The sequence below is a fragment of the Pseudomonas sp. 05N431 genome, from assembly GCF_056397005.1.
The window spans coordinates 26029-52149 of the sequence record NZ_JBFTMN010000004.1 but is presented as its reverse complement, the minus strand read 5'-3'; the positions used below and the strand labels follow the sequence as shown (position 1 = coordinate 52149).

Below are 26121 nucleotides of genomic sequence, written 5' to 3'. Positions count from 1 at the left end.
ACTCCTTGGTGTTGCGCAACAGCGTCCGCCTCCTCATCTCGGCCTGCTGTCCACCATACTGAGGCCCCTTCCAGTCGACAGGCAAACTTTCAAGGCATTCAGCATCCCCGGTCTTTTGCCAGTAAACTCTCCCCTCTTTAGCCGCTGTCATTCTCCTCGCGGCCATCACCTTACTTCCTACGGAGTTTGCCTTGCGTCTGTTCCACACCTCCGACTGGCACCTTGGGCAGAACCTGCATGGCCAGGAGCGCGACTTTGAACACGGCTGTTTCCTCGACTGGCTGCTGCGTCAGCTGGCGCTGGAAAAGCCCGATGTGCTGCTGATCGCTGGCGATATCTTCGACACGGTCAATCCGCCGGTCAAAGCCCAGGAGCGTCTCTACGACTTCATCGTCAGCGCGCACGAGCAGCAGCCATCGCTGACCATCGTGATGATCGCCGGCAACCACGACTCCGGCTCCAGGATTGAATTGCCCGCGCCGCTGATGCGCCGGTTGCGCACTCACGCGCTGGGCCGGGTGTTGTGGCTCGATGACGGGCAACTGGACGCCGAACGCTTGCTGATTCCGCTGCCCGATGCCTCGGGTGAAATTGCCGGCTGGTGCCTGGCGCTGCCGTTTCTGCGCCCCGCCGAAGTTACCGGTGCGCATCTGGGCGACAACTACCTGCGTGGCATCGGTCAGGTGCATGAGTGGCTGATTGAAGCCGCCAATGCCAAGCGCCAACCCGGTCAGGCATTGATCGCTATCAGCCACGCGCACATGGCCGGTGGTTCGGTGTCCGAGGACTCCGAGCGCAGCCTGATCATCGGCAACGCCGAGGCCCTGCCCGCCAGCCTGTTCGGCCCGAGCATCAGCTATGTCGCCCTCGGCCACTTGCACAAGCCACAGAAGGTCAACGGCGAGGAGCGCATTCGCTACAGCGGCTCACCGATTCCGTTGTCGTTTTCCGAAATCGGCTATCAGCATCAGATTCTCGACATCACGCTCGACGGCGAGACGCTGCTCAGTGTCGAGCCGCGGTTGATTCCCCGTGCGGTCAACCTGCAACGCCTGGGCCCTGCTCCGCTCAGTGAAATCCTGACGCAACTTGCGGATTTGCCGAACATCGACCTGCTGGCCGATCTCCAGCGCCAACCGTGGCTTGAAGTCCGCGTGCGCCTCGATGAACCGCAGCCGGACTTGCGCCAACAGATTGAAACCGCGCTGCAAGGCAAAGCCGTGCGACTGGTGCGAATCGCTGCCGAATACGCCGGCAATGGCGGTCGAGATGGCGCGGATGACACGGGTCAGTTGGTCGAACTGGACCAGCTCACGCCACAGGAATTATTCAGCCGTGCCTGGCTCGATAACTACGGCAGCGCCGTCGACGAACAGACACTCAAGGACTTTGCAGTGCTGCTGCAAGACGTTCAGCAGGAGAGCGAACAGCCATGAAAATTCTCGCGATCCGCCTGAAAAACCTCGCCTCACTGGCGGGACCGTTTGAAATCGACTTCACCGCCGAACCGTTGGCCAGCTCCGGCCTGTTCGCGATTACCGGGCCGACCGGCGCCGGCAAAAGCACCTTGCTCGATGCGTTGTGCCTGGCGCTGTTTGGCGCAGTGCCACGCCTCAACAACACCGGACGCGACGCCAAAGTGCCAGATGCAGACGGCGAGATCGCCACGGGCGACCCGCGCACCCTGCTGCGCCGTGGCACCGGTGACGGCTATGCCGAGGTCGACTTTGTCGGCATCGACGGCCGTCGCTACCGCGCGCGCTGGGAGGCCAATCGCGCCCGTGAAAAAGCCAACGGCAAACTGCAAACCAGCCGTCAAAGCCTGCGCGACCTCGACACCGATCAACTGCTGGCCAGCCAGAAAGGCGAATACAAGACTCAACTTGAAGCCGTGCTGGGCCTGAACTTCGAACAGTTCACCCGCGCGGTGATGCTCGCTCAAAGCGAGTTCAGCGCATTTCTCAAGGCCGATGACAACGATCGCAGCGAACTGCTGGAAAAACTCACCGACACCGCGCTCTACACGCGCCTGGGCAAGCGCGCGTTCGACAAAAGCAAGGAAACCCGCGAAGCCCACAAGCTGCTGCAAGATCAGGCCACTGGCGTAACACCGCTTGAACCCGAGGCCCGCGCTGAACTCGATCAGCGCTTCAACGACGCCCAGCAACAACTCAAAACCCAGCAAGCGCAGCTCAAGCAGCTCGAGCTGCAAAACACCTGGCTCAAAGAACTGCAGCAGTTGCAGAACCAGCAACAGGCCGCCGCCGAGCAGTTGCAACAGGCACAACAGTCGTGGGACGCCCAGACTGGCGAACGGCTGAACCTGGCGCGCCTGGAACAACTGGCGCCACAGCGGCATCAGTTTGCCCGGCAAACCGAGCTGAGCGCGCAACTGAGCCCGTTGGCCGCGCTGATTCAGCAACACAGCCAACAGCAAAGCGAGTTGCAAACCCGCCAGGTGCAACTCGAAACCAGCCTGGAATCCGCAAAAGCCGCGTTGACCCAGGCCCAAGGCCAACACAGCAGCAATGCCCCGTTGCTGCGTCAGGCCTTCGAAGAACAAAGCAACCTTGCGCGCCTGACCCAGTCCATCAACGCCTCAACCGAACTCAAGCACAACGCCGAACAGGCCAGCACCGAAGGCCAGCAAGCCATCGCGCGAATGCTTGAACAGCAACAGCGGGTTGCCGAACGCCTGGCGACGATTGCGACGCAACTGGAACAGAGCCTCCAACTGGCTCCCGTCAGTGACGCCTGGAATGCTTACCGCGAACGCTTGCAGCAACTGATGCTGGTAGGCAATCGCCTGAAAAAAGGCCAGGCCGAACTGCTCGGGCTGGAGCAACGGGCGGCCGACACCGCGAGCCAACTCAGCACACAACGCCAAAGCCTGGAACTGCTCTACAGCGAAGCCGGCGCTGAACCTGCGGCCGTTGCCGAACAAATTCAGATCCTCGGCAGCCTGCTGCAAGACAACCGCAAGCAGCAGCGCGCCATCGAAGAGCTCGCTCGATTGTGGGCCCGTCAGCAAGAGCTGGACACGCGCACGCAGGACCTGCAACAGCGCCTGCAGACCGTCCAGACAGAACGCGAACGCCTGACCCGCGAAGGCGTCCAGGCCAAAGCCGAACTGACTGTCGCCGAGCAAACCCTGAAGGTCACCCAGGAACTGCTGGAGCGTCAGCGCCTGGCGCGCAGTGCCAGCGTCGAAGAGTTGCGCGGGCAGTTGCAGGACGATCAACCGTGCCCGGTCTGCGGCAGCGTCGAGCATCCTTATCATCAGCCAGAAGCGTTGCTGCAAAGCCTTGGTCGGCACGATGAAAACGAACAGGCCAACGCGCAAAAAGCCGTTGACCTGCTGAAGGAAAAACTTGCAGACCTGCGCACCGAAGTCGGCGGATTGATTGCCCAGCAAAAAGAACTGCTGCAACAACAGGAACAGCTGGCGACCCAGCAGCAGAGCCTGACACCGAGCCTTGAAGCGCATCCACTGGCCGCCCAGTTGCTGACCCAGGAAGCCGGCAAACGCGACGCCTGGCTGAGTCAGCAAAGCGCTCAGTTGAATCAGAGTATTGCCCAGGACGAACAGCGACAAAGCGCCCTGCTCACCTTGCAGCAAGACGCCGCGCGTCTTCAGCAACAATTGCAAGCCGCCGACCAGGCCAGCCAACAGGCTGCCCAGCAACTGGCAATCCAGCAGCGCGAGTTGAGCAATGACAGCCAGCGCCTTGAAGAAGAACTGGCAGCGTTCAGCGCCCTGCTCCCGGCGGCGACCCTTGACGGTTTGCGCAACGAACCCGCCGCGACCTTCATGCAACTCGATCAGCAGGTTGCCCAGCGTCTGGAACAGCTGGAACTGCAACGCGAAGAACTCAGCGAGCAACAACAGCGTCAGCAAAAACTGGAGAAAGAACAGGACCGGCAGCTGACACGTGTGCAGCAATTGGAAGCCGCACAGCTGCAATTCAGTGCACTCGCCGAGCAGCAACACGCCGCCCAACAGAAACTCGCCGAACTGCTGGGCGAGCAGCCGAGCGCCGAGCAGTGGCAACAGCAACTGGATCAGGCCGTCGAACAGGCTCGACAGGCCGAAGCGATGGCCAATCAGCAGCTGCAAGAAGTCCGCAGCCAGCAGATTCAACTGGCCGCCGAGCTCAGGGCGGAGCAACAACGCCAGCACGCACTGGAAGCCGAAAGTCATGAGCTGAGCGGCAAGATCGCCGAATGGCGTGCCCTTCATCCGGAACTGGACGATGGCGGTCTGGAGCAGTTACTGGCGTTCAGCGACGAGCAGGTCAGTCTGCTGCGCCAACAGCTTCAGCTCGGCGAAAAAGCCATTGAGCAAGCCAAGGTGCTGCTGCATGAACGCGAACAGCGCCTGCACAGCCATCAGGCGCAGCACAACGGCAACCTTGATGCCGAACAACTGGCCAGCGCCCTCAGCGAGCTGCAAGAGCAGTTCGGCATCAGCGAACAGCTCTGCGCCGAACTGCGTGCGCAACAAACCGAAGATCAACGCCGTCAGGACGCCAATCAGGCGCTGGCACAACGCATTAGCGATGCCTACAACGAGTGGCAGCGCTGGGCACGGCTGAATGCTCTGATCGGCTCGGCCACCGGTGACACGTTCCGCAAGATCGCCCAGGCCTACAACCTCGACTTGCTGGTGCATCACGCCAACGCCCAGTTGCGCCAACTGGTGCGCCGCTACCGGCTCAAGCGCGGTGGCAGCATGCTCGGCTTGCTGGTGATGGACACGGAGATGGGCGATGAACTGCGCTCGGTGCATTCGCTGTCGGGCGGCGAAACCTTCCTGGTGTCGCTGGCACTGGCGCTGGGCCTGGCCTCGATGGCGTCGAGCACGCTGAAAATCGAATCGCTGTTCATCGACGAAGGCTTCGGCAGCCTCGATCCCGAGTCACTGCAATTGGCGATGGACGCCCTTGATGGCCTGCAGGCGCAGGGTCGCAAGGTCGGGGTGATCTCCCACGTACAGGAAATGCACGAGCGAATCCCGGTGCAGATCCAGGTTCGTCGCCAAGGCAATGGCCTGAGCACGCTGGAGGTCAAATGAGCATGCCGACGCTCTACTCCTTCCGCCGCTGCCCCTACGCCATGCGCGCACGCATGGCGCTGCGTTACAGTTCAGTGGCGCTGAATGTTGTCGAAGTCAGTCTGAAGGCCAAGCCGCCGGAGATGCTCGCGTTGTCGAGCAAGGGCACCGTTCCGGTGCTGAGCCTTGACGGTCGGGTAATAGAGCAAAGCCTGGAGATCATGCAGTGGGCGCTGGAACAGAACGACCCGCAGGATTGGTTGCTCAAGGACGATCCTGCGGCGCAGCAACTGAGCACTGCGCTGATCGAAGCAAACGATCAGACGTTCAAGCTGCACCTCAATCGCTACAAATACGCTGAACGCTACCCGGAACACCCCATGGAGCATTACCGCGCAGAAGGCGAAGTGTTTTTGCGCAAACTGGATGAGTTGCTGCAACAGCGAGCTTATCTGGTGGCCGATCATCTGAGCCTGGCGGACATTGCCCTAGCGCCGTTCATACGCCAGTTCGCGCATGTCGACCGCGAGTGGTTTGCGCAGACGCCTTATCGGCATTTGCAGGCGTGGCTTCAAGGGATTCTTGAGTCAGATCTTTTTACCGCGGTCATGGCAAAGACCTAATGTGGGAGCGAGCTTGCTCGCGATAGCGGTATGGCAGTCGATATTAATGTTGAATGCCAGTCAGTCATCGCGAGCAAGCTCGCTCCCACATTTGCTTATGCCAACGCGCTGCACATTTGCAGCGCCGAACAATCAACCTCAAACGGTCCCAGAACCACCGCCTTGGGTTTGGCTGGCGGATTACCCGCCAACAACCCCAGCGCCTTGGCGGTCTGGATGTTGTGGGCGATGTTGTGATTGCACTCGATGGCCCGTGCCAGCGAACCCGCCGAGCCTTGGCCGATGCCGAGCAGTGAAGATCCATTGGTCAGGAATGCCAGGAAGGCGACGACCATCAGTTTGCGCCCCTTCATACCCCGACCACTCCCGCGACGTCGGAATGCTCAGCGTTGGCGTGCTGCGCGTGCTCAAACTGGATGGCGGGATAAGCGACCTGAATCGGCGCTTGCATGACGCGCTGCGACTGGGCCGAGAGGCTGACCACCAGAACCATCGCCACGTATAAACCAATGGCTACATACGCGCCGTGTTTGGCAGAAGAAAGGATTGCGCTGGCCATGGGATTCTCCGTGGGCATGTTTCAGTGCCCACAGGATCAATCAAACAGCCTGTTATGAATAGCGACCTTTATGCATAGTAGCTATCAGTTTAATTGATCGAAAATCCGACGACTTTCAGTCCTGCAACACGCTCATCAAACGTTCGTGCGCGGCTTCAGGCTCGCCGTCAACCGGGCGGGCAGCCGAGAGAATCGGAGTGGAATAGAGAAACAGCAGCACCACAGCCAGACGCATCGCCATGTCATCGATCCTTGGGAAAGATTGAGTCAATAAATTAGCGTCAAATTTAAACACATGGCTATGTGATATTACACGCGATATTTGTGCTGATTGGGGTGCGGAGTCGCAAATGCTTTATGCAGGAGCGACATCACTCTGGTCTTTCCAGCGAAAGAATCGCCGATCGGATCAAGTGACTTCGCTCCTGCATAAAGTCGGCAGGGCTTGAATTTCAGTGTTGGATCTTGTGATCCAGCGCGGCGTAGAAGTTGGCACTTTGTTGCAGGTATTTCTGGGTGTAGCTGTGGGTGCCGGATTTTTTCGAGCTGATCTCAACACTGGCACTGGCTGGCAGAGCAACAGTGGCAGAGATGGCGGATGCGGCAATTACGGAGAAGAGATTGAAGTTCATGGCGGTAACCCTCGTAGATTCAGTTGGCTTGCTTGCCTGTTTAGGCCGTGAAGCAAACTTACGCCCGAGGGTTGGCGCTCTTGAAATCTTTTGCAGCAGTAGCGGATATCACTCAGATTAATAGAACCGCGCAGGCCCCGGCGCACGGGGCCTGCGGCTTATTGACGCAGGAAGAACCTGATATCGCTCGGTGAGTCGAACGGCAGTTTTTGCACGGTTTTGCCCAGCAGACCGGTCTTCACATCACGCGCGATGATGACGATCTGATTGCTCTTCTGGTTGGCGACCAGCACGAACTTGCCGCTCGGGTCGAGGCTGAATTCACGCGGGTGATCCCCCTCCACCGGGCGCCGTTGAAGCTCCTTGAGCTCACCAGTGACCGGATCGATGGCGAACACCAGCAACTCGTTAGCGGTGCCACGGTTGCTGACGTAGAGGAATTTGCCATCCGACGAGGCATGCAGTGCAGCGGCGGCTTTCTGCGCCGGGGGTTTGCCGGCTGCCAGGTCGACCAACTGCCGCTGGATCAGTTTGCCCGCCTGATAATCGAACACCGCAACTTGCGCGCTCATTTCCAGGGTCAGGTACGCGTGCTTGCCGTCGGCACTGAACAGCAAATGCCGCGGCCCGCTGCCGGGCGGCAACTGAACCGAAGCCGGTGTGGCAGCGCTCAGCGGCCGTTCCGGATTGGCCTTGGGGTCATAGCGATAGACAAAGACCTTGTCGGCACCCAGGTCATTGGCAAACACGTACTGACCGTCCGGCGAGGACACCGTCGAATGCACGTGCCCCGACATCTGCCGCTCGGGATTGACCCGGCTCGGCTGATGGCTGCTCAACTGCACCGGCAGCGCCAGCTTGCCATCGGCGCTCACCGGCAATGCCGCCAGGCTGCCACCCGGGTCTTCGGCCACCGAGTAATTACTGACAAACAGGTACTTGCCGTCAGCGCTCAGGCTGGAATGGGTCGGCTCGTTGCCCAGGCTCTGCACCTGACTGATCAGGCTCAGCGCATGGGTTTTTGGCTCGACGGTGAAGCTGCTGACACGCCCTACAGGGTCAACTTGACCCGGACCGTTCTCGTTGACCACAAACAGACGATACTGATCGCTGGACAAGGTCAGCCACGACGGGTTGGCACTCTTGACCACCTGCAACGGCGTCGCGTCGAGTTGACCACTCTGGCTGTCGAATTTGAGTCGGTAGATCCCCTGGCTCTGGCCTTGGGTGTAGGTGCCGATCAGCAGTTCATGGATGTCGGCGGGGGCGGCCTGCACCCCCATCGCGCCGAAACTACCGGCCATCAACAGTGGCCAGACGTTACGCATCCTCATGCTCGTCATCCCCTTCGTCATCACCGCCGAACGCTTCCATGCACACCAGTCGGTGCTCGCCGGAATCACCGGTGATGGTCCAGCTCTGCAAGGTTTGATCGAATACTGCCGCTTGCACCTGAGCCGGGCTGAACTCCCAGTGTTTGGCCGCTCGGCCGTCCATGCATTCGATGTGCAGATTGTCGTCTTCGTCGAGAGCGAATTCGAAGGCGTGCAAGCCGTCAATTTCGACCATGGCGCAGTGTTCGAGGGCGTTGAGAAGGGTTTCGGCAGTCATGGCAATCATGTCTTTCAGGGGGAAACCAGCAATGATAGCGCATTGTTGTCGCAAACCCTGTGGGAGCGATCATGCCGGGTATAAGGGCAGTCGCAGGGGTTGGCGGTTATGGGTAAGATGGCGCCCCCGCTTTACTCTCCCTGCCCCGCCGAATAAGTCGACCCCATGCCTTTCGAACTCAGCGTAGACCTCACCACTCTGGCCATTTTGGCCATCGTCGCGTTCATTGCCGGTTTCATCGATGCCATTGCCGGCGGTGGCGGTCTGCTGACCACCCCGGCGCTACTCACTGCCGGTTTGCCACCGCACCTGGTGCTGGGCACCAACAAACTCAGCTCGACCTTCGGCTCGGCCACCGCCAGTTTCACCTTCTACCGACGCAAGCTATTCCACCCACGGCAGTGGGTACATGCAATTATCGGAACCCTGGTCGGCGCACTGACGGGCGCAATCGTTGCGCACTACCTGCCGGCCGAATGGCTGAACAAGATGCTCCCGGTGATCGTCTTCGCCTGTGGTGCGTATCTGCTGTTTGGCGGCACGCCGAAAGCGCCGTTGGACAGCGACGCACCGATCAAGAAGAAGTGGCAGTCGAGCCAGGGTTTCAGCCTGGGTTTCTACGACGGTGTGGCCGGTCCCGGCACTGGTGCCTTCTGGACCGTCAGCAGCCTGCTGCTCTACCCCATCGACCTGGTCAAGGCGAGCGGCGTAGCGCGCAGCATGAACTTCGTCAGCAACATCGCGGCGCTGTCGGTGTTCATCTTTTCCGGGCAAGTAGACTGGATCATCGGCCTGAGCATGGGCCTGTCGGTGATGGTCGGCGCGTTCTTCGGCGCCCGCACCGCCATCAGCGGTGGGGCGAAGTTCATTCGCCCGGTATTCATCACCGTGGTGCTGGGCCTGACCGTGCGTCTAGCCTGGCAGCACTGGTTCAGCATGGCCTAAGCGCCGCGCTACATAAATGTCGATCAGGTAGCGGGCAATCGAGCGCCCCGCCGGCAACGGCGGCAGCGCGTGAATGTTGAACCACTGGGCGTCTTCGATCTCATCGGCTTGCGGCACGATCTCGCCACTGGCGTATTCGGCATGAAACCCAAGCATCATCGAATGCGGGAACGGCCAGCACTGGCTGCCCAGGTACTGGATATTCCTGACCTCGATCTGCACCTCTTCACGCACTTCACGAATCAGACAATCCTCGGCCGACTCCCCGGGTTCGGCAAAGCCTGCCAGGGTGCTGTAGACCCCAGGAACAAAGCGCGGCGAGCGCGCCAGCAGGATTTCGTCGCCGCGGGTGATCAACACGATCATGCTCGGTGAAATCCGTGGATAGCTGCGCAAATCACAGGGCTCGCAGTACATCGCCCGCTCACGCGGCAGTTGTGTCATGCGCTGACCGCAGTTGCCGCAAAACCGGTGCTCACGTGCCCAGGTGCCGATTTGCGCGGCATACCCCAACACTTTGTAGACCGTGTGATCGCCATCGAGCATGAACGCCCGCAAGCCTTTCCAGTTGCAGCCCGGCACCTCGCTGTGAGCCTTGAGCTCCAGCAAATACACCGGCTCACCGTCGAGATGACCGATGCCGTGCTCGGCGAGAATCGACAGGTCCTGTCGTTTCAGCCATTCCCGCGGAAACAGCGCGCCATTATCGTCGAACAAAAAACCTTCAGGGCTGCGGGCCACGGCCCAGCCGCCTGGCAAGTCGGTGTCGAGTACTGCAGTGGTCCAGCGTGAAGTCATGTGTGCTCAGTCCAGAAATTCGGGTTTCTGCTTGCTCATCGACGCCGCCATGGCGACCCGCAGGTCTGTGGATTGCAACATCGCGGCGTTCCAGGTAGCGATGTATTCCAGGCCATCGTTGATGCTGTGATCGCGCATGTAGCTGATCATCTCTTTGGTCCCGGCAATCGCAATCGGCGATTTGGCAGCAATTTCACGGGCAATGCCCATCACCCCGTCCAGCAGGCTGGTCGTGTCCGGGTAAACCCGGTTGACCAAGCCGATGCTGCGCGCCTCTTGCGCGCCGAAGGTGCGACCAGTGTATGCCAGTTCACGCAGCATGCCGTCACCAATGATCCGCGGCAAGCGTTGCAAAGTGCCGACATCGGCGGCCATGCCCATGTCGATTTCCTTGATCGAGAATTGCGCGTCTTCTGCCGCGTAACGCATATCACAGGCAGAAATCAAATCGATGGCGCCGCCCAGGCAATAGCCCTGGATCGCCGCCAGCACCGGTTTACGGCAATTATCGACAGCGTTGAACGAAGCCTGCAACGCCAGAATCTTACGCCGCAACAGGCGCGCATTGCGACCCGCATCCTTGCCCATTTCATTGGCCACCGAAGCCAGCATCATCAGGTCGATGCCCGAAGAAAAATGCTTGCCGGCGCCGCTGATCACCACTGCACGGACTTCATCGGTGTCGTCGATCCACTGGAAAATCTCGATGATTTCAGTCCAGAACACCGCATTCATCGCGTTGATTTTTTCCGGGCGGTTGATCTGCACATGGGCGATGTTGTCGCTCAGTTCGACGCGGAAGGCTTGGTATTCGGACATGGCAGTGATCCTTGCTGGCGCTGAAAATAAGCTCAGAACTATAACAAGCCATCGCGCGTGGCTGTAGGCAGTGCATCGGCCAAAAGCGGGACTGAATGTTCACGGACCTTGCCCGCGTCTACGTCCCGTTGATTACCTCCCCCTTGGTCCTCACAAACGGCCCTATGCTCAAGATTAAAAGAGTGGTTTAGTGCCGCCCGTTACCCACCCGGAGAGTTGTCATGACGTTCGATTCGCTTCACTTCACCCCATGGTCCGCGCTGGCTGGAGGCGCGCTGATCGGTCTCGCCGCCGGTATGTGGGTGGTCGCCAGCGGTCGTATCGCAGGCATCAGCGGGTTGTTGGGCAGCCTGCTAGGCCCCAGAGATTCGGCCTCGGGAGAAAAAGCCCTGTTCCTCCTGGGATTGCTGGCGGCACCTGTGCTGTGGATGCTGTTCGCGGGACAGCCGGGCATCGAGTTCAAGACCGGCGCCCTGGGCCTGATCGTGGCCGGGCTGCTGGTGGGCATCGGCACCCGCTATGGCGCAGGCTGCACCAGTGGTCATGGCGTGTGCGGTGTTTCACGGCTCTCTCCGCGTTCAATCATCGCCACGCTGTGCTTCATGTTCACCGGTTTTACGACGGTGTTCGTCTTGCGTCATCTGCTGGGGAATTGAACATGAGCAAACTGACTGCGTTTGTTGCCGGCTTGCTGTTCGGCATCGGCCTGCTGCTGTCGGGCATGACCAACCCGGCCAAAGTGCTGGGTTTTCTGGATATTGCCGGGCTTTGGGACCCTTCAATGGCCCTGGTCATGATCGGCGCCATTGCGGTGGCGTGGGTACCGTTTCACTGGGCCATGAAACAGAAAACATCCCTGCTGGGCTTACCCATGCAACTGCCGGTAAGCCGTGAACTGGATCGACGCCTGATCGGTGGCAGTCTGCTGTTCGGCGTCGGCTGGGGCATTGCCGGTATGTGCCCGGGCCCAGCGCTGGTGCTGCTGCCCACCGGGCATTGGCAGGCCTGGGTGTTTGTGATTGCCATGCTGGCGGGCATGCTCATTTTCAACGTCCTGCAGACCCGTCGTTGAACCCGCTGGTGTGTTGCGATCCCGCCTGATCGCCCACATTGGTCTTGAGCCGAAGCGTTTTCTTTCAGCGATTGACCGCGAGCCCCATAGACAGTAACTCTTTCCTGAGCAGTGGCGGCTCGACAACGACCAGCCCTGACTGACAGTCGACCTGCAATAGACGGTTAAGCTTATGTTGACTGACCACAGGTTCGACCAGTAAGTAGCTTTTAGCCTCACCGATGCTGATGACGTTGAGTATCCAGTCATCCCCTTGCGCACCGAGCCATCCGCTCATCGCTGATCGGTGCTGTTGTACAAGGGCCTCGGCGTTCCAAACCGCCATCTGCGCGAACACTTGGGGCAAATTGCTCTGTGGCCGCATTATTTTCAGGTCCGCGGCCAAAGCCACCGGCAGGTCGGCTTCAATCGCCGCCTGACATTCGAGAAAGTAACGCTCAGGCCAGTCAGACGCCAACCCCGCTATCGGCCTCAGAACCTCAAAGGCCCTGAGGTCCTCATCAGTGCTGTGTAATCCGGTGAAACACAAGGTGTTATCCAGAATCGCCGTGGCCAGCAATGCCGCACTCTGTACGCTGATGTGAGGCAGCAGGCCCGAGTTTTCCCAGCGCTGGAAAACCTGAGTCGCTGCTGCGCCGATCGGCCGAATGTCAGCATTCGGCCCCAAGGTTTCGGCCCAATAGGCCTCGAAGCCAGGATGATGATCAATTACCTCCACCACACGATCGAGCTTCACCACCGGGTCGAAGTGGTGATAGTCGGACACGTCCATCACCACAAATTCGTCATCGGGTCGAGGGATGTAATCATCAAAGTGTTTGTTCCACCCCAACACCGTTGCCGAAACACTGGCGTTCGGCCGCGCACTGCTCACGGCCCTGGCATCGACGCCGGTGAGATTCAGCCACTCGGCATAAGCGATGCAGCACGCATAGGCATCGATATCCAGATAGGCCGACCCCGAGGTCACCACCCTCATGACAGGTGCCGCTCTCTTGGACAAGGCAAGTCCAGGGCGTGCACGAAGCGGTACATCGACATCACTCGTCCTTAACATCCATATTCACATTACGTAACAGAGCGTCCACCCTGCTGCAGGTATTACCCGATATGTCAGGCAGGGCAAAATCTCACAGCAATATAACGAAAATGTGACAGAACAATGGGGTGTTGAAGTGTGTGTTCGGGTGGGGAGGTTTTCCACATTCCCCCCCACACTGGGTGAGACCTCAGGCCGCCAACTCACCATTGGCAATCGCCGCCGAGGCCGCCAACATCGCCCGCAACAACACCGCACAACCGGCCGCCAGGTCGTCCGGGGTGGCGTTTTCGATTTCGTTGTGGCTGATGCCACCCTCGCACGGCACGAAGATCATCCCGGCCGGCCCCAGTTCGGCGAGGAAGATCGCGTCATGCCCCGCCCCGCTGACGATGTCCATGTGTGACAGCCCAAGACCTTGCGCCGCGCTACGCACGGCCTCGACGCAGCCCTTGTCGAAATACAGCGGCGGGAAGTCGGCAGTCGGCGTCAGTTCGTAAGTCAGGCCGTGCTCATCGCAGGTACTGTCGATCACCTGCCGTACTTCCGCGATCATCGAGTCCAGCCGCGCCGGTTCAAGATGACGGAAATCCAGGGTCATGCGCACTTCGCCGGGGATGACGTTACGCGAGCCCGGATAGGCTTGCAGACAACCGACGGTGCCGCATGCATGAGGTTGATGACCCAGCGCGGTACGGTTCACGGCGGCGACGATTGCGGCGGCGCCGACCAATGCATCCTTGCGCAAATGCATCGGCGTTGGCCCGGCGTGAGCCTCGACGCCGCGCAGTTTCAGGTCGAACCACTTCTGCCCCAACGCGCCCATCACCACGCCAATGGTCTTGCGCTCGTCTTCCAGAATCGGGCCTTGCTCGATGTGCGCTTCAAAGTAGGCACCGACTGCGTGGCCACTGACCTTGCGCGGACCGGCATAGCCGATGGCATTCAGCGCCTCACCCACGGTCACGCCGCTGGCGTCGGTCTTGGCCAGGGTTTCTTCGAGGGTGAATTTTTCGGCAAATACCCCGGAGCCCATCATGCACGGGGCGAAGCGCGAGCCTTCTTCGTTGGTCCAGACCACCACTTCCAGCGGCGCCTCGGTTTCCACGCCCAGGTCGTTGAGGGTGCGCAGCACTTCGACCCCGGCCAGTACGCCGAAACAGCCATCGAATTTGCCGCCAGTGGGTTGAGTGTCGATGTGGCTGCCGGTCATCACCGGTGGCAGTTGCGGATTGCGCCCGGCGCGGCGGGCGAAGATGTTGCCGACGGCGTCGATGCTCACCGTGCAGCCCGCCTCCTCGCACCATCTGACAAAAATGTCGCGGGCCTGGCGATCAAGGTCGGTCAGGGCCAGGCGACAGACGCCGCCCTTGACCGTGGCACCGAGTTTGGCCAGCTCCATGAGCGACTGCCAGAGGCGGTCGCGGTTGATGTGCTGATGGTCGGACTGCAGAACGTCTACGGCAGCGTTCATGGTGATCTCCTTCAGGCAATTGTTATGGGTTTTCTCAGGCAAATCGTTGGTGAATTTTTAGGCCTAATCGCGAGCAAGCTCGCTCCCACACTGGATCTCAGGTGTTCACAAAGCCCATGTGGGAGCGAGCTTGCTCGCGATTAGGCCATCCCTCACACCGGAGATTTCACAACAGACGGGCTAGAACGCATCGTGCACAACCCGTAATACATCAGCCCGCCAAGGGCCGAGCCGGTGAACCAGCCGTAGCTGTAGAACCAGCTGAAGGCATCGCTGCTCAGCGACAGCAAGGTCAACACCACCGGCACGTCGAAGGCGATGAAGCCGTTCCAGTTCCACGCAGGGTACACGTCATCGCGGTACAGGCCAGCCAGGTCCAGTTGTTGTTTCTTGATCAGGAAATAGTCCACCACCATGATCCCGGCGATCGGCCCGAGCAGGCTCGAATACCCGAGCAACCAGTTGGAATAGACCGTTTCCAAACTGACATTGGAGACGATCAGCCCAAGCTTCTTCAGCAGTTCGTGGCCCATCAGCGCCAGCCCTACCAGGCCGGTCAACATCACCGCTTTGGTGCGGTTGATGAGTTTAGGCGCCAGGTTCTGGAAATCGTTGGTCGGCGAAACGATGTTGGCAGCGGTGTTGGTCGACAGCGTCGCGATAATGATCAGCGCCATGGCGAACGCCACCCACACCGGGCTCTGGATATGCCCGATCAGGCTGACCGGATCAGAGACGGTCACACCCACCAGTTTCGCCGACGCGGCAGTCATCACCACCCCGAGCGAGGCGAACAGGAACATGGTCAGCGGCAAACCGAAAATCTGTCCGAGGATCTGGTCTTTCTGGCTTTTGGCGTAGCGGCTGAAGTCCGGGATGTTCAGCGACAAGGTGGCCCAGAATCCGACCATCGCGGTCAGCCCGGCAAGGAAGTAACCGGTCACGCTGGCGCCTTCAGGGCGTTTCGGTGGCTGGGCCAGCAACTCGGTCAGCGACACATTCGGCATGGCCCAGACCAGCAGCCCCAACCCCACCGCCACTAACAACGGTGCCGAGAGTGTTTCCAGCCATTTGATCGACTCGGCACCGCGCAGCACCACCCACAGGTTCAGCGTCCAGAACATCATGAAGCCGATCACTTCGCCGGTGCCTCCGAGGGATTTCCAGCCCTCGAAAACCGAACCGAGAAACAGGTGAATCGCCAGCCCGCCAAACATCGTCTGGATACCGAACCAGCCGCAGGCCACCAGCGCGCGAATCAGGCACGGCACGTTGGAACCGATCACCCCGAACGAAGAACGCAGCAATACCGGAAACGGAATCCCGTACTTGGTGCCCGCAAAGGCGTTGAGGGTCAGTGGAATCAGCACAATGACGTTGGCCAGCAGAATCGCCAGCAGCGCCTCGCCAACGGTCAGGCCAAAGTAGGCGGTAAGTACTCCGCCGAGGGTGTAGGTCGGCACGCACACCGACATGCCGATCCACAACGCGGTGATGTGCCATTTGTTCCAGGTTCGTTCGTGCACCTTGGTCGGCGCAATGTCGTGGTTGTACCGGGGACTGTCGAGGACGTCGCTACCGGCGTCCAGTTCGTACAACCCTTCGCGCTCGGTGACTTGCGATCTGTTCTGTTGCATGGCCGCTCCACTGTTTTTTTGATTATTTTGCTCATCGGGCTGGCCTGCGGTTAAACCACGAGCCGGACGATGGCCGGAGAACTTACGACTTTTACCGGCCGGCCAAGGTGTCAGCGGCAGCAATCAATAAGCATGCCGGAGGCTTTGCTGACGACCTTTGCGCGTCGGTAAAATCCATGTAAACAACTGATGTTCATCAGTTTTATTCAAACAACAAGCGAGCCCGCGAATACATGCCAGGGCACTCAGGCAAAATGCCAGGCAAGTTGTCCGAACCGTCAGGACTCAATCTGGTGCGTTACATTTATTTTGTATTTTTTCTGTCAGCCACAGGCGCACCTCAAATAGCTGATTTCACATAGGAAATCTTGACCATATTTCGATCCTGTCAAGTGCGTCAAAATGGTGAGAGGCCTCACCATTTTGGTGATTTGTACATTAATCCTTTTATAATCAATAAGTTAATACAGTTATAAGCTTATAAAAAATATTCTTGCCCAATCCGATATCTCCAGCTAGCGTTTATTCCTGACAGCGCTGACAGGAATACAGCTTCCTTAGCCTGCTACATATAAAAACATTTAGAACCGGCAAAAGTCGGTCAAGCCTGCGAGGAACTCGGAATGTCTCTGTTGATCCGTGGCGCCACAGTTATTACCCATGATGAAAGTTATCGCGCCGATGTCTTGTGCGCCGACGGCGTGATCAAAGCCATCGGTCAGAACCTTGATACCCCCGCAGGCTGCGAAGTGCTCGAAGGCAGCGGTCAATACCTGATGCCCGGCGGCATCGACCCGCACACACACATGCAATTGCCCTTCATGGGCACCGTGGCCAGCGAAGACTTTTTCAGCGGCACAGCAGCGGGTCTGGCGGGCGGCACCACCTCGATCATCGACTTCGTGATTCCCAATCCGCAGCAGTCACTGCTGGAAGCCTTCCATCAATGGCGCGGCTGGGCTGAAAAATCAGCGTCCGACTACGGCTTTCACGTCGCCATCACCTGGTGGAGCGAACAGGTTCGTGAAGAAATGGCCGAGCTGGTCAGCCATCATGGGGTCAACAGCTTCAAGCATTTCATGGCGTATAAAAACGCGATCATGGCGGCCGACGACACGCTGGTCGCCAGCTTCGAGCGCTGTCTGGAGCTCGGCGCAGTGCCGACCGTGCACGCGGAAAACGGCGAGCTGGTCTATCACTTGCAACGCAAGTTGATGGCCCAGGGCATCACCGGGCCTGAAGCGCACCCGCTGTCGCGGCCGTCCCAGGTTGAAGGTGAAGCCGCGAGCCGGGCGATCCGTATTGCTGAAACGCTTGGCACGCCGCTGTACCTGGTGCACGTATCGACCAAGGAGGCGCTGGATGAAATCACCTACGCCCGCAGCAAGGGTCAACCGGTCTACGGCGAAGTGCTGGCCGGGCATTTGCTGCTGGATGACAGCGTCTACCAGCACCCGGACTGGCAAACCGCCGCCGGTTACGTGATGAGCCCGCCCTTCCGTCCTCGCGGCCACCAGGAAGCACTTTGGCATGGCCTGCAATCGGGCAACCTGCACACCACCGCTACCGACCATTGCTGCTTCTGTGCCGAACAGAAAGCCGCGGGCCGTGACGACTTCAGCAAAATTCCCAACGGCACGGCCGGCATCGAAGATCGCATGGCGGTGCTGTGGGATGAAGGGGTCAACACCGGGCGCCTGTCGATGCAGGATTTCGTTGCGCTGACCTCTACCAACACTGCAAAAATCTTCAACCTCTACCCGCGCAAAGGATCGATCCGTGTCGGCGCCGATGCCGACCTGGTGCTCTGGGACCCGCAAGGTACGCGGACCATTTCCGCCAAGACCCATCACCAAAACGTCGACTTCAACATCTTTGAAGGCAAGACCGTGCGCGGTGTGCCCAGCCACACCATCAGTCAGGGTCGCCTGGTCTGGGCCGACGGCGACCTGCGTGCCGAACGCGGTGCCGGGCGCTACATCGAGCGCCCGGCGTACCCGGCGGTGTTCGACCTGTTGAGCAAGCGGGCTGAGTTGCACAAGCCGACGGCTGTGAAACGCTGAAACCGAGGCCTTCGGCCTTCGCGAGCAAGCTCGCTCCCACAGGGGAATGCATTTCAAATGTGGGCGCGAGCTTGCTCGCGATGGCGTCGTCACTGAAAACAAAAAAACAATGCCCATCAGAGGCAGTACCTCAAATAACCGTGAGGCCAACACCGTGATCAAGACTCTGAACCACTTGCCCCATCCCGCCGAGGATGCGGCCACCCTCGCCGGCCATTTCACCGATCTGGCGCCGCCGCTCAACGAGCGTCAGGCGCATCTCGAAGCCTCGCGCTGCCTGTATTGCTACGACGCGCCGTGCGTCAATGCGTGCCCGAGCGAGATCGACATCCCGTCGTTCATTCGCAACATCCATCAAGAGAACGTCCAGGGTGCCGCACAGAAAATCCTCTCGGCGAACATCCTGGGGGGCAGTTGCGCCCGGGTCTGCCCGACAGAGATCCTCTGCCAGCACGCCTGCGTACGCAACAACGCCGAGGAATGCGCGCCGGTGCTGATCGGTCTGTTGCAGCGCTACGCCATCGACAACGCGCACTTCAGCGAACACCCGTTCCAACGCGCAGCGGCCACCGGCAAACGGATTGCCGTGGTCGGTGCCGGGCCTGCCGGTTTGTCCTGTGCACACCGCAGTGCCATGCATGGCCACGAGGTGGTGATTTTCGAGGCGCGGGAAAAGGCCGGTGGCCTCAACGAATACGGGATCGCCAAATACAAACTGGTGGATGACTTTGCTCAGCATGAACTGGATTTCCTGCTGGAAATCGGTGGCATCGAAATCCGCCACGGGCAAAAGCTCGGCGAGAACCTGAGCCTCAGCGAACTGCATCAGCAGTTTGACGCGGTTTTCCTCGGTCTTGGCCTGGCTGCCAGCAAACAGCTGGGGCTGGCTGACGAAGATGCTCCAGGGCTGCTGGCCGCCACCGAGTACATCCGCGAACTGCGCCAGGCCGACGACTTGACGCAACTGCCGCTGGCCGACCATTGCATCGTCCTCGGCGCCGGCAACACGGCGATCGACATGGCCGTGCAAATGGCCCGCCTCGGTGCACACGACGTGAACCTGGTGTACCGCCGTGGCCTTGAGGACATGGGCGCAACCGATCATGAGCAGGACATCGCCAAGGCCAATCAGGTACGACTGATGACCTGGGCGCAACCACAGGAAGTCCTGCTCAACGATAAAGGCCAGGTGCGCGGCATGCGTTTCGCCCGCACACGTATGGACAATGGCCGGCTGATCAGCACCGGGGACACCTTCGAACTGGCCGCCGATGCGATCTTCAAAGCTATCGGCCAAAAATTCGACGACAGCGCGCTGAGCGATCCACTGGCCCGCGAGCTGAAGCGCCAGGGCGAGCGGATTCAGGTAGACGAGCACATGCGTACCAGCATCCCCGGCGTCTATGCCGGCGGCGATTGCACCAGCCTTGATCAGGACCTCACCGTGCAGGCCGTGCAGCACGGCAAACTCGCGGCGCAAGCGATCCATGCCCAACTCATGCTCAACGTGGAGGCTGCGTAAATGGCCGATCTCTCGATTGTCTTCGCCGGCATCAAAGCTCCCAACCCGTTCTGGCTGGCCTCCGCGCCGCCCACCGACAAGGCTTACAACGTGGTCCGTGCGTTCGAGGCCGGCTGGGGTGGCGTGGTTTGGAAAACCCTGGGTGAAGACCCGGCGGCGGTCAACGTCTCGTCGCGTTACTCCGCGCATTTTGGCGCCAATCGTGAAGTCATGGGCATCAACAACATCGAGCTGATTACCGACCGCTCGCTGGAAATCAATCTGCGAGAAATCACCCAGGTCAAAAAAGACTGGCCGGATCGCGCACTGATCGTGTCGCTAATGGTGCCTTGCGTTGAAGAATCGTGGAAAAACATCCTGCCGCTGGTCGAAGCCACCGGCGCCGACGGCATCGAGCTGAACTTCGGCTGTCCCCACGGCATGCCGGAACGTGGCATGGGCGCGGCAGTGGGTCAGGTGCCGGAATACGTCGAGCAAGTCACCCGCTGGTGCAAGACCTATTGCTCGCTGCCGGTGATCGTCAAGCTCACGCCGAACATCACCGACATCCGCGTCGCCGCCCGGGCAGCCCACCGTGGCGGCGCCGATGCGGTGTCGCTGATCAACACCATCAACTCGATCACCAGCATCGACCTGGATCGCATGGTCGCGCATCCGATGGTCGGCAGACAAAGCACCCACGGCGGTTACTGCGGTTCGGCGGTCAAACCGATTGCATTGAACATGGTCGCCGAAATCGCCCGCGACCCGCAGACCCAAGGCCTGCCCATTTGTGGCATCGGCGGTATTGGCAGTTGGCGTGACGCGGCCGAATTCATGGCGCTGGGCAGTGGCGCGGTGCAGGTGTGCACGGCGGCGATGCTGCATGGCTTTCGGATCGTCGAGGAGATGAAGGACGGATTGTCGCGCTGGATGGACAGCCAATGCTACTCAAGCGTGCAGGACTTTTCCGGGCGTGCGGTGTGCAATACCACGGACTGGAAATACCTGGACATCAACTATCAGGTGATCGCCAAGATCGACCAGCAAGCCTGCATCGGTTGCGGCCGTTGTCACATCGCCTGCGAAGACACTTCGCACCAGGCCATTGCCAGCCTGAAACAGCCGGACGGCACCCATAAATATGAGGTGATCGACGACGAGTGCGTAGGCTGCAACCTGTGCCAGATCACCTGCCCGGTGCAGGACTGCATCGAGATGGTGCCGGTCGATAACGGGAAAGCGTTTCTGGACTGGGACCATGATCCTCGCAACCCCTACCATGTCACCGGTTGAGATCCGCGTCACCTGATCGGACGCCATCGCGAGCAAGCTCGCTCCCACAGGGATCTGGTGAACGCTGGAGATCCAATGTGGGAGCGAGCTTGCTCGCGATGAGGCCATCAGCCACACAACAAATCTCACGGCTCCAACCCAATCCCCCGCAAAATCACGCTGGTCACCGTCTGCACTGCACGTTCGAACTGCATGTCCGACAGCGCTTGATGGTCGTTGAGGATGTTGATCTGGTGATCGAAGTCGGCGTAATGCTGGGTCGAGGCCCAGATCATGTACAGCAGGCTTGAAGGCTCCACCGGCAGGATGCGTTTGTCCTCCACCCATTGGCGAATTTTCGCTTCCTTCATCTTGGCCCAGTCGTACAGGCTGGCGTCCAGCGCCTCCCCCAATGTCGGCGCACCGTGGATGATTTCATTGGCCCAGACTTTCGAGCCGTAAGGCCGGCTGCGGGAATGGTTCATCTTGGCGCGGATGTAACTGCTGAGCACCACCCGCGGGTCATCGAACATTTCGAAGCACAGCGCGTCCTGCTTCCAGACTTCCAGCAAATCGAACAGCACCGCGCTGTACAGCTCAGCCTTGGTGCTGAAGTAGTAATGCAGATTGGAGCGCGGCAGTTGCACTTCTTTAGCGATGTCGGCCATCGCGGTGCTGCCAAAACCTTTCTCGGCGAAGACCTTCTCGGCGGCCAGGAGGATTTTCTCGACGTTACTGCGACGGATCTCGATCTTGTGATTGCCCATAAGGGCTCCCTGACAGCGGCATGGGTCAAGACTAGCATTCGCCACCTGCGAAACGAAACGTCGTACAGGGTGCGAGGCATAGGTAAACTGTCGCATCTTCCAATCTGCCTGATAGGTGCTGACCCATGTTGCTGAAAAAAGCCCTGACTGTGACTGCCCTCCTCGGCTCGCTGTTCGCCGCCTCCTCGGTGTTTGCTCACGCCCACCTGAAAAGCTCGACGCCGGCCGCCGACAGCAACGTTGCCGCACCTGCCGAGTTGCGCCTGGTGTTCTCCGAAGGGGTTGAAGCCAGTTTCACCAAAGTCGATATCAGCAAGGATGGCGTGGCCGTTGCCGTGAAAAGCATCGCCACCGAAAGCGCCGATAAAAAGACCTTGGTCGTCACACCCGCCGCCCCTCTGAGCGCCGGTAACTACAAAGTTGAATGGCATGCAGTGTCAGTCGACACCCATAAAAGCGATGGCAACTACAGCTTCAAGGTGAGTCAGTAATCAATGTCGAGCGCGCTGGTCCTGTGCCGCTTCCTGCATTTCGTCGCCGTGCTGATGCTGTTTGGGGCCTGTCTGTTCAGGCCGCTGTTGTTGCGCCATGAAGCGCTGACCCAAGCGCTCGCGACACTCGATCAACGTCTCGCCGGGCTGAGTCGGCTGCTCGCCGGGTTCGCCTTGTTCACCGGGATTTGCTGGCTGCTGTTGATCACCGCCAGCATGGCCGGCTCGCTGTCGGCGGCGTTTGATTGGCCAACCGTAGAGTTAGTTTTGGCCAATACGTTCTTCGGGCAGGTCTGGAGCTGGCATCTGCTGTTCAACGGGCTGCTGGTGGTCTGCCTGCTGAGCCCGCTGAGCAACTCGTTTGCGTTGCGTATGCTCCTGAGCAGCCTGCTGCTGATGACCCTAGCCCCGGTCGGTCATGGCGCGATGCTCGATGGCCTGAGTGGCCAGTTGCTGATCCTCAATCAAGTGATTCACCTGACCTGCGTCGGTGCCTGGCTGGGTGGACTCATGCTGCTGATGATGATTCTGCTGCGACCGACGCCCCACGCGGTCGGGCCGATACTGCAACGCTTCAGCGGGATCGGTTATGGGCTGGTGGCAGGTTTGCTGGTGACCGGACTGATCAACGTCCGGGTGTTGACTGGCGCTTTCTGGCCGACACCGCTGCTGTCAGGGTTCGCGCTGATTCTGTTGATCAAGGTGCTGTTGGTCAGCGCCATGCTTGGCCTGGCGCTGTTCAATCGCTTGAAAATCAAACACTGCGAGCAACGCCTCTCGGCACTGCGCACCAGCGTGATGCTGGAGTGGTTGCTGGGGATAGCGGCCGTGGCGGCAGTTTCCCTGTTGGGTACATTGCCGCCGATGGTGGCCGGTAACTGATCGTTCCCGCATGGGAACGATCATCGGCACCTACGGATTGCCAGCGACGGCATTGCCTTGCCCGGACGTATCGATACTCACCACCACCGACATGCCGGGCCGCAGGCGTTCGCTTTGCGCCTGATTCGCGTCGACGGTGATTCGCACCGGCACACGCTGGGCGATTTTGACGAAGTTGCCGGTGGCGTTATCGGCCTGCAACAGGCTGAATTCGGAACCGGTGGCCGGTGAAATACGTTGAACCCGACCGTGAAATTTCTGATGGTTCAGGGCATCAACGGTGAAGGTAACGGGCTGGCCGATGTGGATGTTGTTCATCTGGGTTTCTTTCATGTTGGCGATTACCCACAGCTGACTCGGCACCAGTGCCATCAACTGCGCACCGGAGTTGACGTAGGCGCCGAGACGCACGCCGATCTGCCCGAGCTGACCGTCCTGTGGGGCGACCACGCGGGTATTGGACAGATCGATCCGCGCCAGCTCGACCGCCGCTTCGGCGCTGGCCACCGCCGCCTCCAGCGAACCGCGATTGACGATCACCGTTTGCAGGTCCTGCCGGGCAATTTCCAGACTGGCCTGGGCCTGTGCCACCGCTGCGATGGTTTGCGCATTAGCGGCACGGGTCACGTCCAGCTCGCGCTTTGACACCGAGCCGTCGCTGATCAACGCTTCGTTACGCCGCAAGTCCGCCGCACTTTTTTGCGCCTGGGCCTGACTGTCGGTCAGCGCCGCCTGGCGTAATTTGATGGTCGCCTCGGCGCTGTTGCGTTGCTGCACCGCATTCGCCAGCGCAGCTTTCTGCACCGCCAGTTGTGCCAGCGATTGATCCAGACGTTGCTTGTAGATCCGGTCATCCAGTCGCACCAGCAGGTCGCCGGTCTTGACGAACTGGAAGTCCTGCACGGGTACCTCAAACACGTAGCCACTGAGTTGCGGGCCGATGATTGTCACCTGGCCACGAACCAGCGCATTTTCGGTGCTTTCGATGGCGCTGCCAAATGGCGGCAACTGCCAGGCATACAGCACGATCAGCACCCCGACGATGGCTATCGCAGCAAAGCCCAGCGACGAAATGATCCGCACCGGCAGCGAACGCGGCTCGGTGCCAGAAGTTTTAGGCGGTGCCACGCCCTCGGGAGTCGAGGCGATGGCATTGGTGGTTGTGGTGATCGGGTCGGTCATGAAGAAGAGGCACCGCTGGAGGGAACGGAAGTCGGACTGGCCGGCGCCGGAGCGACAGCTTTGGTCGTGCTCAGCAGCCACAGGCTGCGAATGAAGATCCAGAGCATGGTCAGCATTGCGATCACCGCGATCAGCATGAACACGTCGTTATAGGCCATGACATTCGCCTCCCGGGTCGCAGCCGCTGCCAGGCTACGAATGCCCTGGGTGGTGCGGGCCGACGGGTCGGCGATACTCGACACATAACTCGCGCTACTGCCTTGCACACGGCTGGCCACTTGCGGGTCAATCAGGGTCAGGCGCTCGACGATATGGCTGGAATGGAATTTTTCCCGGGCGATCTGGAACGTCCCCAACAACGCCGCGCCAATCAAGCCGCCGAGGTTCTGGCAGATCCCGAACAGCACTGAAAAACTCACCAGATTGCGCGGATTGGTCAACACGTTGCGCGTACCGAGCACCATAGTCGGCCCGAGGAAAAACGTCCCGCCAAAGGCCAGCAGAAACTGGCTGAGATACATGTTTTCCGGGCGTGTCAGGTTGGTCGAGAAACTGTCCATCACGGAACCTGTGGCCATCAGCGCCAGAGAAATGATCAACGGCATCAACAGGTGCGAGGGATTGATTGTCAGCGCGCTGGTGGCAAGGCCAGCGACGCTGCCCAATAGCATCACCACGTAAAGGCTGTGCATCTGCTGGCTGCCCAGGTTCAGGGTTTGCAGCAAACCCACGGCCCCGGTGGATTGTTCGGTGAGCACCATACGGATGAGAATCACCGCCAATGCCAGGCGAATCATCACTCCGCTGCCCAACCAGCGGGTCATCAGCATCGGATTGCTGCGGTTATGTTCGATGGCCAGACCGGCCATGATCAACACGATCGAGCCGGCCGAGGCGACGCCGATCCACGGCGCTTCAAGCCACCAATCGATACGGCCCAACGACAACACCGCACAGAGCAGCGCCACTCCACCCGCCAGCAAGGCGAAGGTCAGGAAATCGAGCTTTTCGAAAGTTTTGAAGCGGTCGCCCGGCGGCAACTTGAGCATGAACACACAGCCCAAGGACGCCAGCGCCATGCCCAGTTCAAACAGATAGAGCCCGCGCCATTCAGCGATTTGCAACAGGTCTTCGGAAAACAGCCGGGCCAGTGGCAATGCCAGTTGCGAGGTGCCCAGGCCCAGCACCAGCGCCTTCATGCGCCATTTCGCCGGGAAAGCCTGCACCATGTAATACAAACCCAGCGAACTCAGCGCCGCACCGACCATACCGTGGGCGGCGCGCACCGCAATTGCCGAACCCAGGTCGTTGACGAACAAATGGCCGAAGGTTACCAGCGCATACAGCACCAGGAACACTTCAGTGAACGCCCGCAGGCCGTACTGCTGACGAAACTTCACCAGCAGCAGGTTCATCGAGACGTTGGTCATCACGTAAGCCGCCGGCAGCCAGGCCATCTCGGCGGTCGTCGCCCCCAGCGCCCCTTGCAGGTAAGGCAGATTGGCGACCACCAACGCATTGCCCAAACCCCCGGTCAAGGCCACCAACAATCCGACCAACGCATAAGCCAGCCGCTTTGGCGTGGGGTGCAGAGGGGTCGAGGGGGAACCGGGCAAGCTTGGCCGTTCGTGGGGCTGCCAGTTGCGCGGGGCGTAGTGATCCATTGCGTGGCCTTGTCATCGGTATGGAAGGCAGTAA

The 26121-nt window shown here is 59.9% G+C and carries 25 protein-coding genes; 11 read left to right on the top strand and 14 right to left on the bottom strand.

The window, feature by feature from the left end:
• Nucleotides 1-191 precede the first annotated feature (191 nt).
• From AC1DIG_RS07910 to AC1DIG_RS07900, 3 genes are read left to right on the top strand one after another with little or no spacing between them, the layout of a single operon-like run.
• Entirely contained in the window at nt 192-1436 is a 1245-nt protein-coding gene (locus AC1DIG_RS07910; RefSeq protein ID WP_477766836.1) for an exonuclease SbcCD subunit D C-terminal domain-containing protein, read from the top strand.
• The gene (locus tag AC1DIG_RS07905) at nt 1433-5074 is read left to right on the top strand and encodes an AAA family ATPase (RefSeq protein ID WP_477766835.1); all 3642 of its coding nucleotides are present in this window, start codon (nt 1433-1435) and stop codon (nt 5072-5074) included. The genes AC1DIG_RS07910 and AC1DIG_RS07905 overlap by 4 nt, the downstream gene beginning before the upstream one ends.
• Nucleotides 5075-5076: 2 nt before the next feature.
• Complete coding sequence (locus tag AC1DIG_RS07900) at nt 5077-5676, top strand: glutathione S-transferase (RefSeq protein ID WP_477767287.1); 600 nt, start codon at nt 5077-5079, stop codon at nt 5674-5676.
• Between the two features lie 95 nt (nt 5677-5771).
• Here the strand turns inward: AC1DIG_RS07900 and AC1DIG_RS07895 are convergent, their stop codons facing one another.
• The 6 genes from AC1DIG_RS07895 to AC1DIG_RS07870 form a co-directional block, all read right to left on the bottom strand.
• Nucleotides 5772-6029: a hypothetical protein gene (locus AC1DIG_RS07895; protein ID WP_216743825.1), complete on the bottom strand. Its 258-nt coding sequence runs from the start codon at nt 6027-6029 to the stop codon at nt 5772-5774.
• Nucleotides 6026-6235: a hypothetical protein gene (locus tag AC1DIG_RS07890; protein WP_477766834.1), complete on the bottom strand. Its 210-nt coding sequence runs from the start codon at nt 6233-6235 to the stop codon at nt 6026-6028. Before AC1DIG_RS07890 ends, AC1DIG_RS07895 begins: the two co-directional genes overlap by 4 nt.
• A gap of 115 nt (nt 6236-6350) precedes the next feature.
• A complete protein-coding gene (locus AC1DIG_RS07885; RefSeq protein WP_427537509.1) occupies nt 6351-6476 on the bottom strand; it encodes a hypothetical protein in 126 nt (41 codons plus the stop codon).
• Between the two features lie 211 nt (nt 6477-6687).
• Nucleotides 6688-6867 carry a hypothetical protein gene (locus AC1DIG_RS07880; RefSeq protein WP_477766833.1) on the bottom strand — a complete coding sequence of 60 codons (180 nt, stop codon included), beginning with the start codon at nt 6865-6867 and terminating at the stop codon, nt 6688-6690.
• A gap of 158 nt (nt 6868-7025) precedes the next feature.
• Nucleotides 7026-8201, bottom strand: a complete 1176-nt coding sequence (locus AC1DIG_RS07875) for a lactonase family protein (RefSeq protein ID WP_477766832.1) — start codon at nt 8199-8201, stop codon at nt 7026-7028.
• A complete protein-coding gene (locus tag AC1DIG_RS07870; protein WP_477766831.1) occupies nt 8188-8478 on the bottom strand; it encodes a DUF5629 family protein in 291 nt (96 codons plus the stop codon). The genes AC1DIG_RS07875 and AC1DIG_RS07870 overlap by 14 nt, the downstream gene beginning before the upstream one ends.
• 165 nt (nt 8479-8643) lie before the next feature.
• Between AC1DIG_RS07870 and AC1DIG_RS07865 the strand changes: the two genes are divergently transcribed.
• Complete coding sequence (locus AC1DIG_RS07865; RefSeq protein ID WP_477766830.1) at nt 8644-9423, top strand: TSUP family transporter; 780 nt, start codon at nt 8644-8646, stop codon at nt 9421-9423.
• On the opposite strand, the gene nudC is transcribed toward AC1DIG_RS07865, so the two are convergent.
• Nucleotides 9391-10221: an NAD(+) diphosphatase gene (nudC, locus tag AC1DIG_RS07860; protein WP_477766829.1), complete on the bottom strand. Its 831-nt coding sequence runs from the start codon at nt 10219-10221 to the stop codon at nt 9391-9393. The genes AC1DIG_RS07865 and nudC overlap by 33 nt on opposite strands.
• A gap of 6 nt (nt 10222-10227) precedes the next feature.
• On the bottom strand, nt 10228-11040 hold the full coding sequence (locus tag AC1DIG_RS07855; RefSeq protein WP_477766828.1) for a crotonase/enoyl-CoA hydratase family protein: 813 nt from the start codon (nt 11038-11040) through the stop codon (nt 10228-10230).
• 221 nt (nt 11041-11261) lie between these two features.
• On the opposite strand from AC1DIG_RS07855, the gene AC1DIG_RS07850 reads away from it, so the two are divergent.
• Together AC1DIG_RS07850 and AC1DIG_RS07845 are read left to right on the top strand one after the other, a co-directional pair.
• Nucleotides 11262-11696, top strand: a complete 435-nt coding sequence (locus tag AC1DIG_RS07850; protein WP_477766827.1) for a YeeE/YedE family protein — start codon at nt 11262-11264, stop codon at nt 11694-11696.
• Nucleotides 11697-11698: 2 nt separating this feature from the next.
• Nucleotides 11699-12112: a DUF6691 family protein gene (locus AC1DIG_RS07845; RefSeq protein ID WP_477766826.1), complete on the top strand. Its 414-nt coding sequence runs from the start codon at nt 11699-11701 to the stop codon at nt 12110-12112.
• Between the two features lie 64 nt (nt 12113-12176).
• Here the strand turns inward: AC1DIG_RS07845 and AC1DIG_RS07840 are convergent, their stop codons facing one another.
• The 3 genes from AC1DIG_RS07840 to AC1DIG_RS07830 all read right to left on the bottom strand — a co-directional run bounded on the left by AC1DIG_RS07840 (nt 12177) and on the right by AC1DIG_RS07830 (nt 16262).
• Nucleotides 12177-13091, bottom strand: a complete 915-nt coding sequence (locus tag AC1DIG_RS07840; protein ID WP_477766825.1) for a DHH family phosphoesterase — start codon at nt 13089-13091, stop codon at nt 12177-12179.
• A gap of 250 nt (nt 13092-13341) precedes the next feature.
• Nucleotides 13342-14625, bottom strand: coding sequence for a Zn-dependent hydrolase (locus tag AC1DIG_RS07835; protein WP_477766824.1), 1284 nt, complete (start codon nt 14623-14625; stop codon nt 13342-13344).
• A gap of 152 nt (nt 14626-14777) precedes the next feature.
• Nucleotides 14778-16262 (bottom strand): NCS1 family nucleobase:cation symporter-1, encoded by a 1485-nt coding sequence (locus AC1DIG_RS07830; protein ID WP_477766823.1) that lies wholly within the window; start codon nt 16260-16262, stop codon nt 14778-14780.
• 623 nt (nt 16263-16885) lie between these two features.
• Between AC1DIG_RS07830 and hydA the strand changes: the two genes are divergently transcribed.
• The 3 genes from hydA (at nt 16886) to preA (ending at nt 21122) form a co-directional block, all read left to right on the top strand.
• Nucleotides 16886-18325 (top strand): dihydropyrimidinase, encoded by a 1440-nt coding sequence (gene hydA, locus AC1DIG_RS07825; protein ID WP_477766822.1) that lies wholly within the window; start codon nt 16886-16888, stop codon nt 18323-18325.
• Between the two features lie 154 nt (nt 18326-18479).
• Nucleotides 18480-19847 carry an NAD(P)-dependent oxidoreductase gene (locus AC1DIG_RS07820; protein ID WP_477766821.1) on the top strand — a complete coding sequence of 456 codons (1368 nt, stop codon included), beginning with the start codon at nt 18480-18482 and terminating at the stop codon, nt 19845-19847.
• A complete protein-coding gene (gene preA, locus AC1DIG_RS07815) occupies nt 19848-21122 on the top strand; it encodes an NAD-dependent dihydropyrimidine dehydrogenase subunit PreA (RefSeq protein ID WP_477766820.1) in 1275 nt (424 codons plus the stop codon).
• 125 nt (nt 21123-21247) lie between these two features.
• Here preA and AC1DIG_RS07810 read toward each other — a convergent pair whose 3' ends face one another.
• Entirely contained in the window at nt 21248-21868 is a 621-nt protein-coding gene (locus AC1DIG_RS07810; protein WP_477766819.1) for a TetR/AcrR family transcriptional regulator, read from the bottom strand.
• A gap of 125 nt (nt 21869-21993) precedes the next feature.
• Between AC1DIG_RS07810 and copC the strand changes: the two genes are divergently transcribed.
• Together copC and copD are read left to right on the top strand one after the other, a co-directional pair.
• Entirely contained in the window at nt 21994-22359 is a 366-nt protein-coding gene (gene copC / locus AC1DIG_RS07805) for a copper homeostasis periplasmic binding protein CopC (protein ID WP_477766818.1), read from the top strand.
• Between the two features lie 3 nt (nt 22360-22362).
• Nucleotides 22363-23241, top strand: coding sequence for a copper homeostasis membrane protein CopD (copD, locus tag AC1DIG_RS07800; RefSeq protein WP_477766817.1), 879 nt, complete (start codon nt 22363-22365; stop codon nt 23239-23241).
• A 30-nt stretch (nt 23242-23271) separates the two neighbouring features.
• Here the strand turns inward: copD and AC1DIG_RS07795 are convergent, their stop codons facing one another.
• On the bottom strand, nt 23272-24423 hold the full coding sequence (locus tag AC1DIG_RS07795) for an HlyD family secretion protein (RefSeq protein ID WP_103316638.1): 1152 nt from the start codon (nt 24421-24423) through the stop codon (nt 23272-23274).
• Entirely contained in the window at nt 24420-26087 is a 1668-nt protein-coding gene (locus AC1DIG_RS07790; protein ID WP_477766816.1) for an MFS transporter, read from the bottom strand. The genes AC1DIG_RS07795 and AC1DIG_RS07790 overlap by 4 nt, the downstream gene beginning before the upstream one ends.
• Nucleotides 26088-26121: the final 34 nt, after the last annotated feature.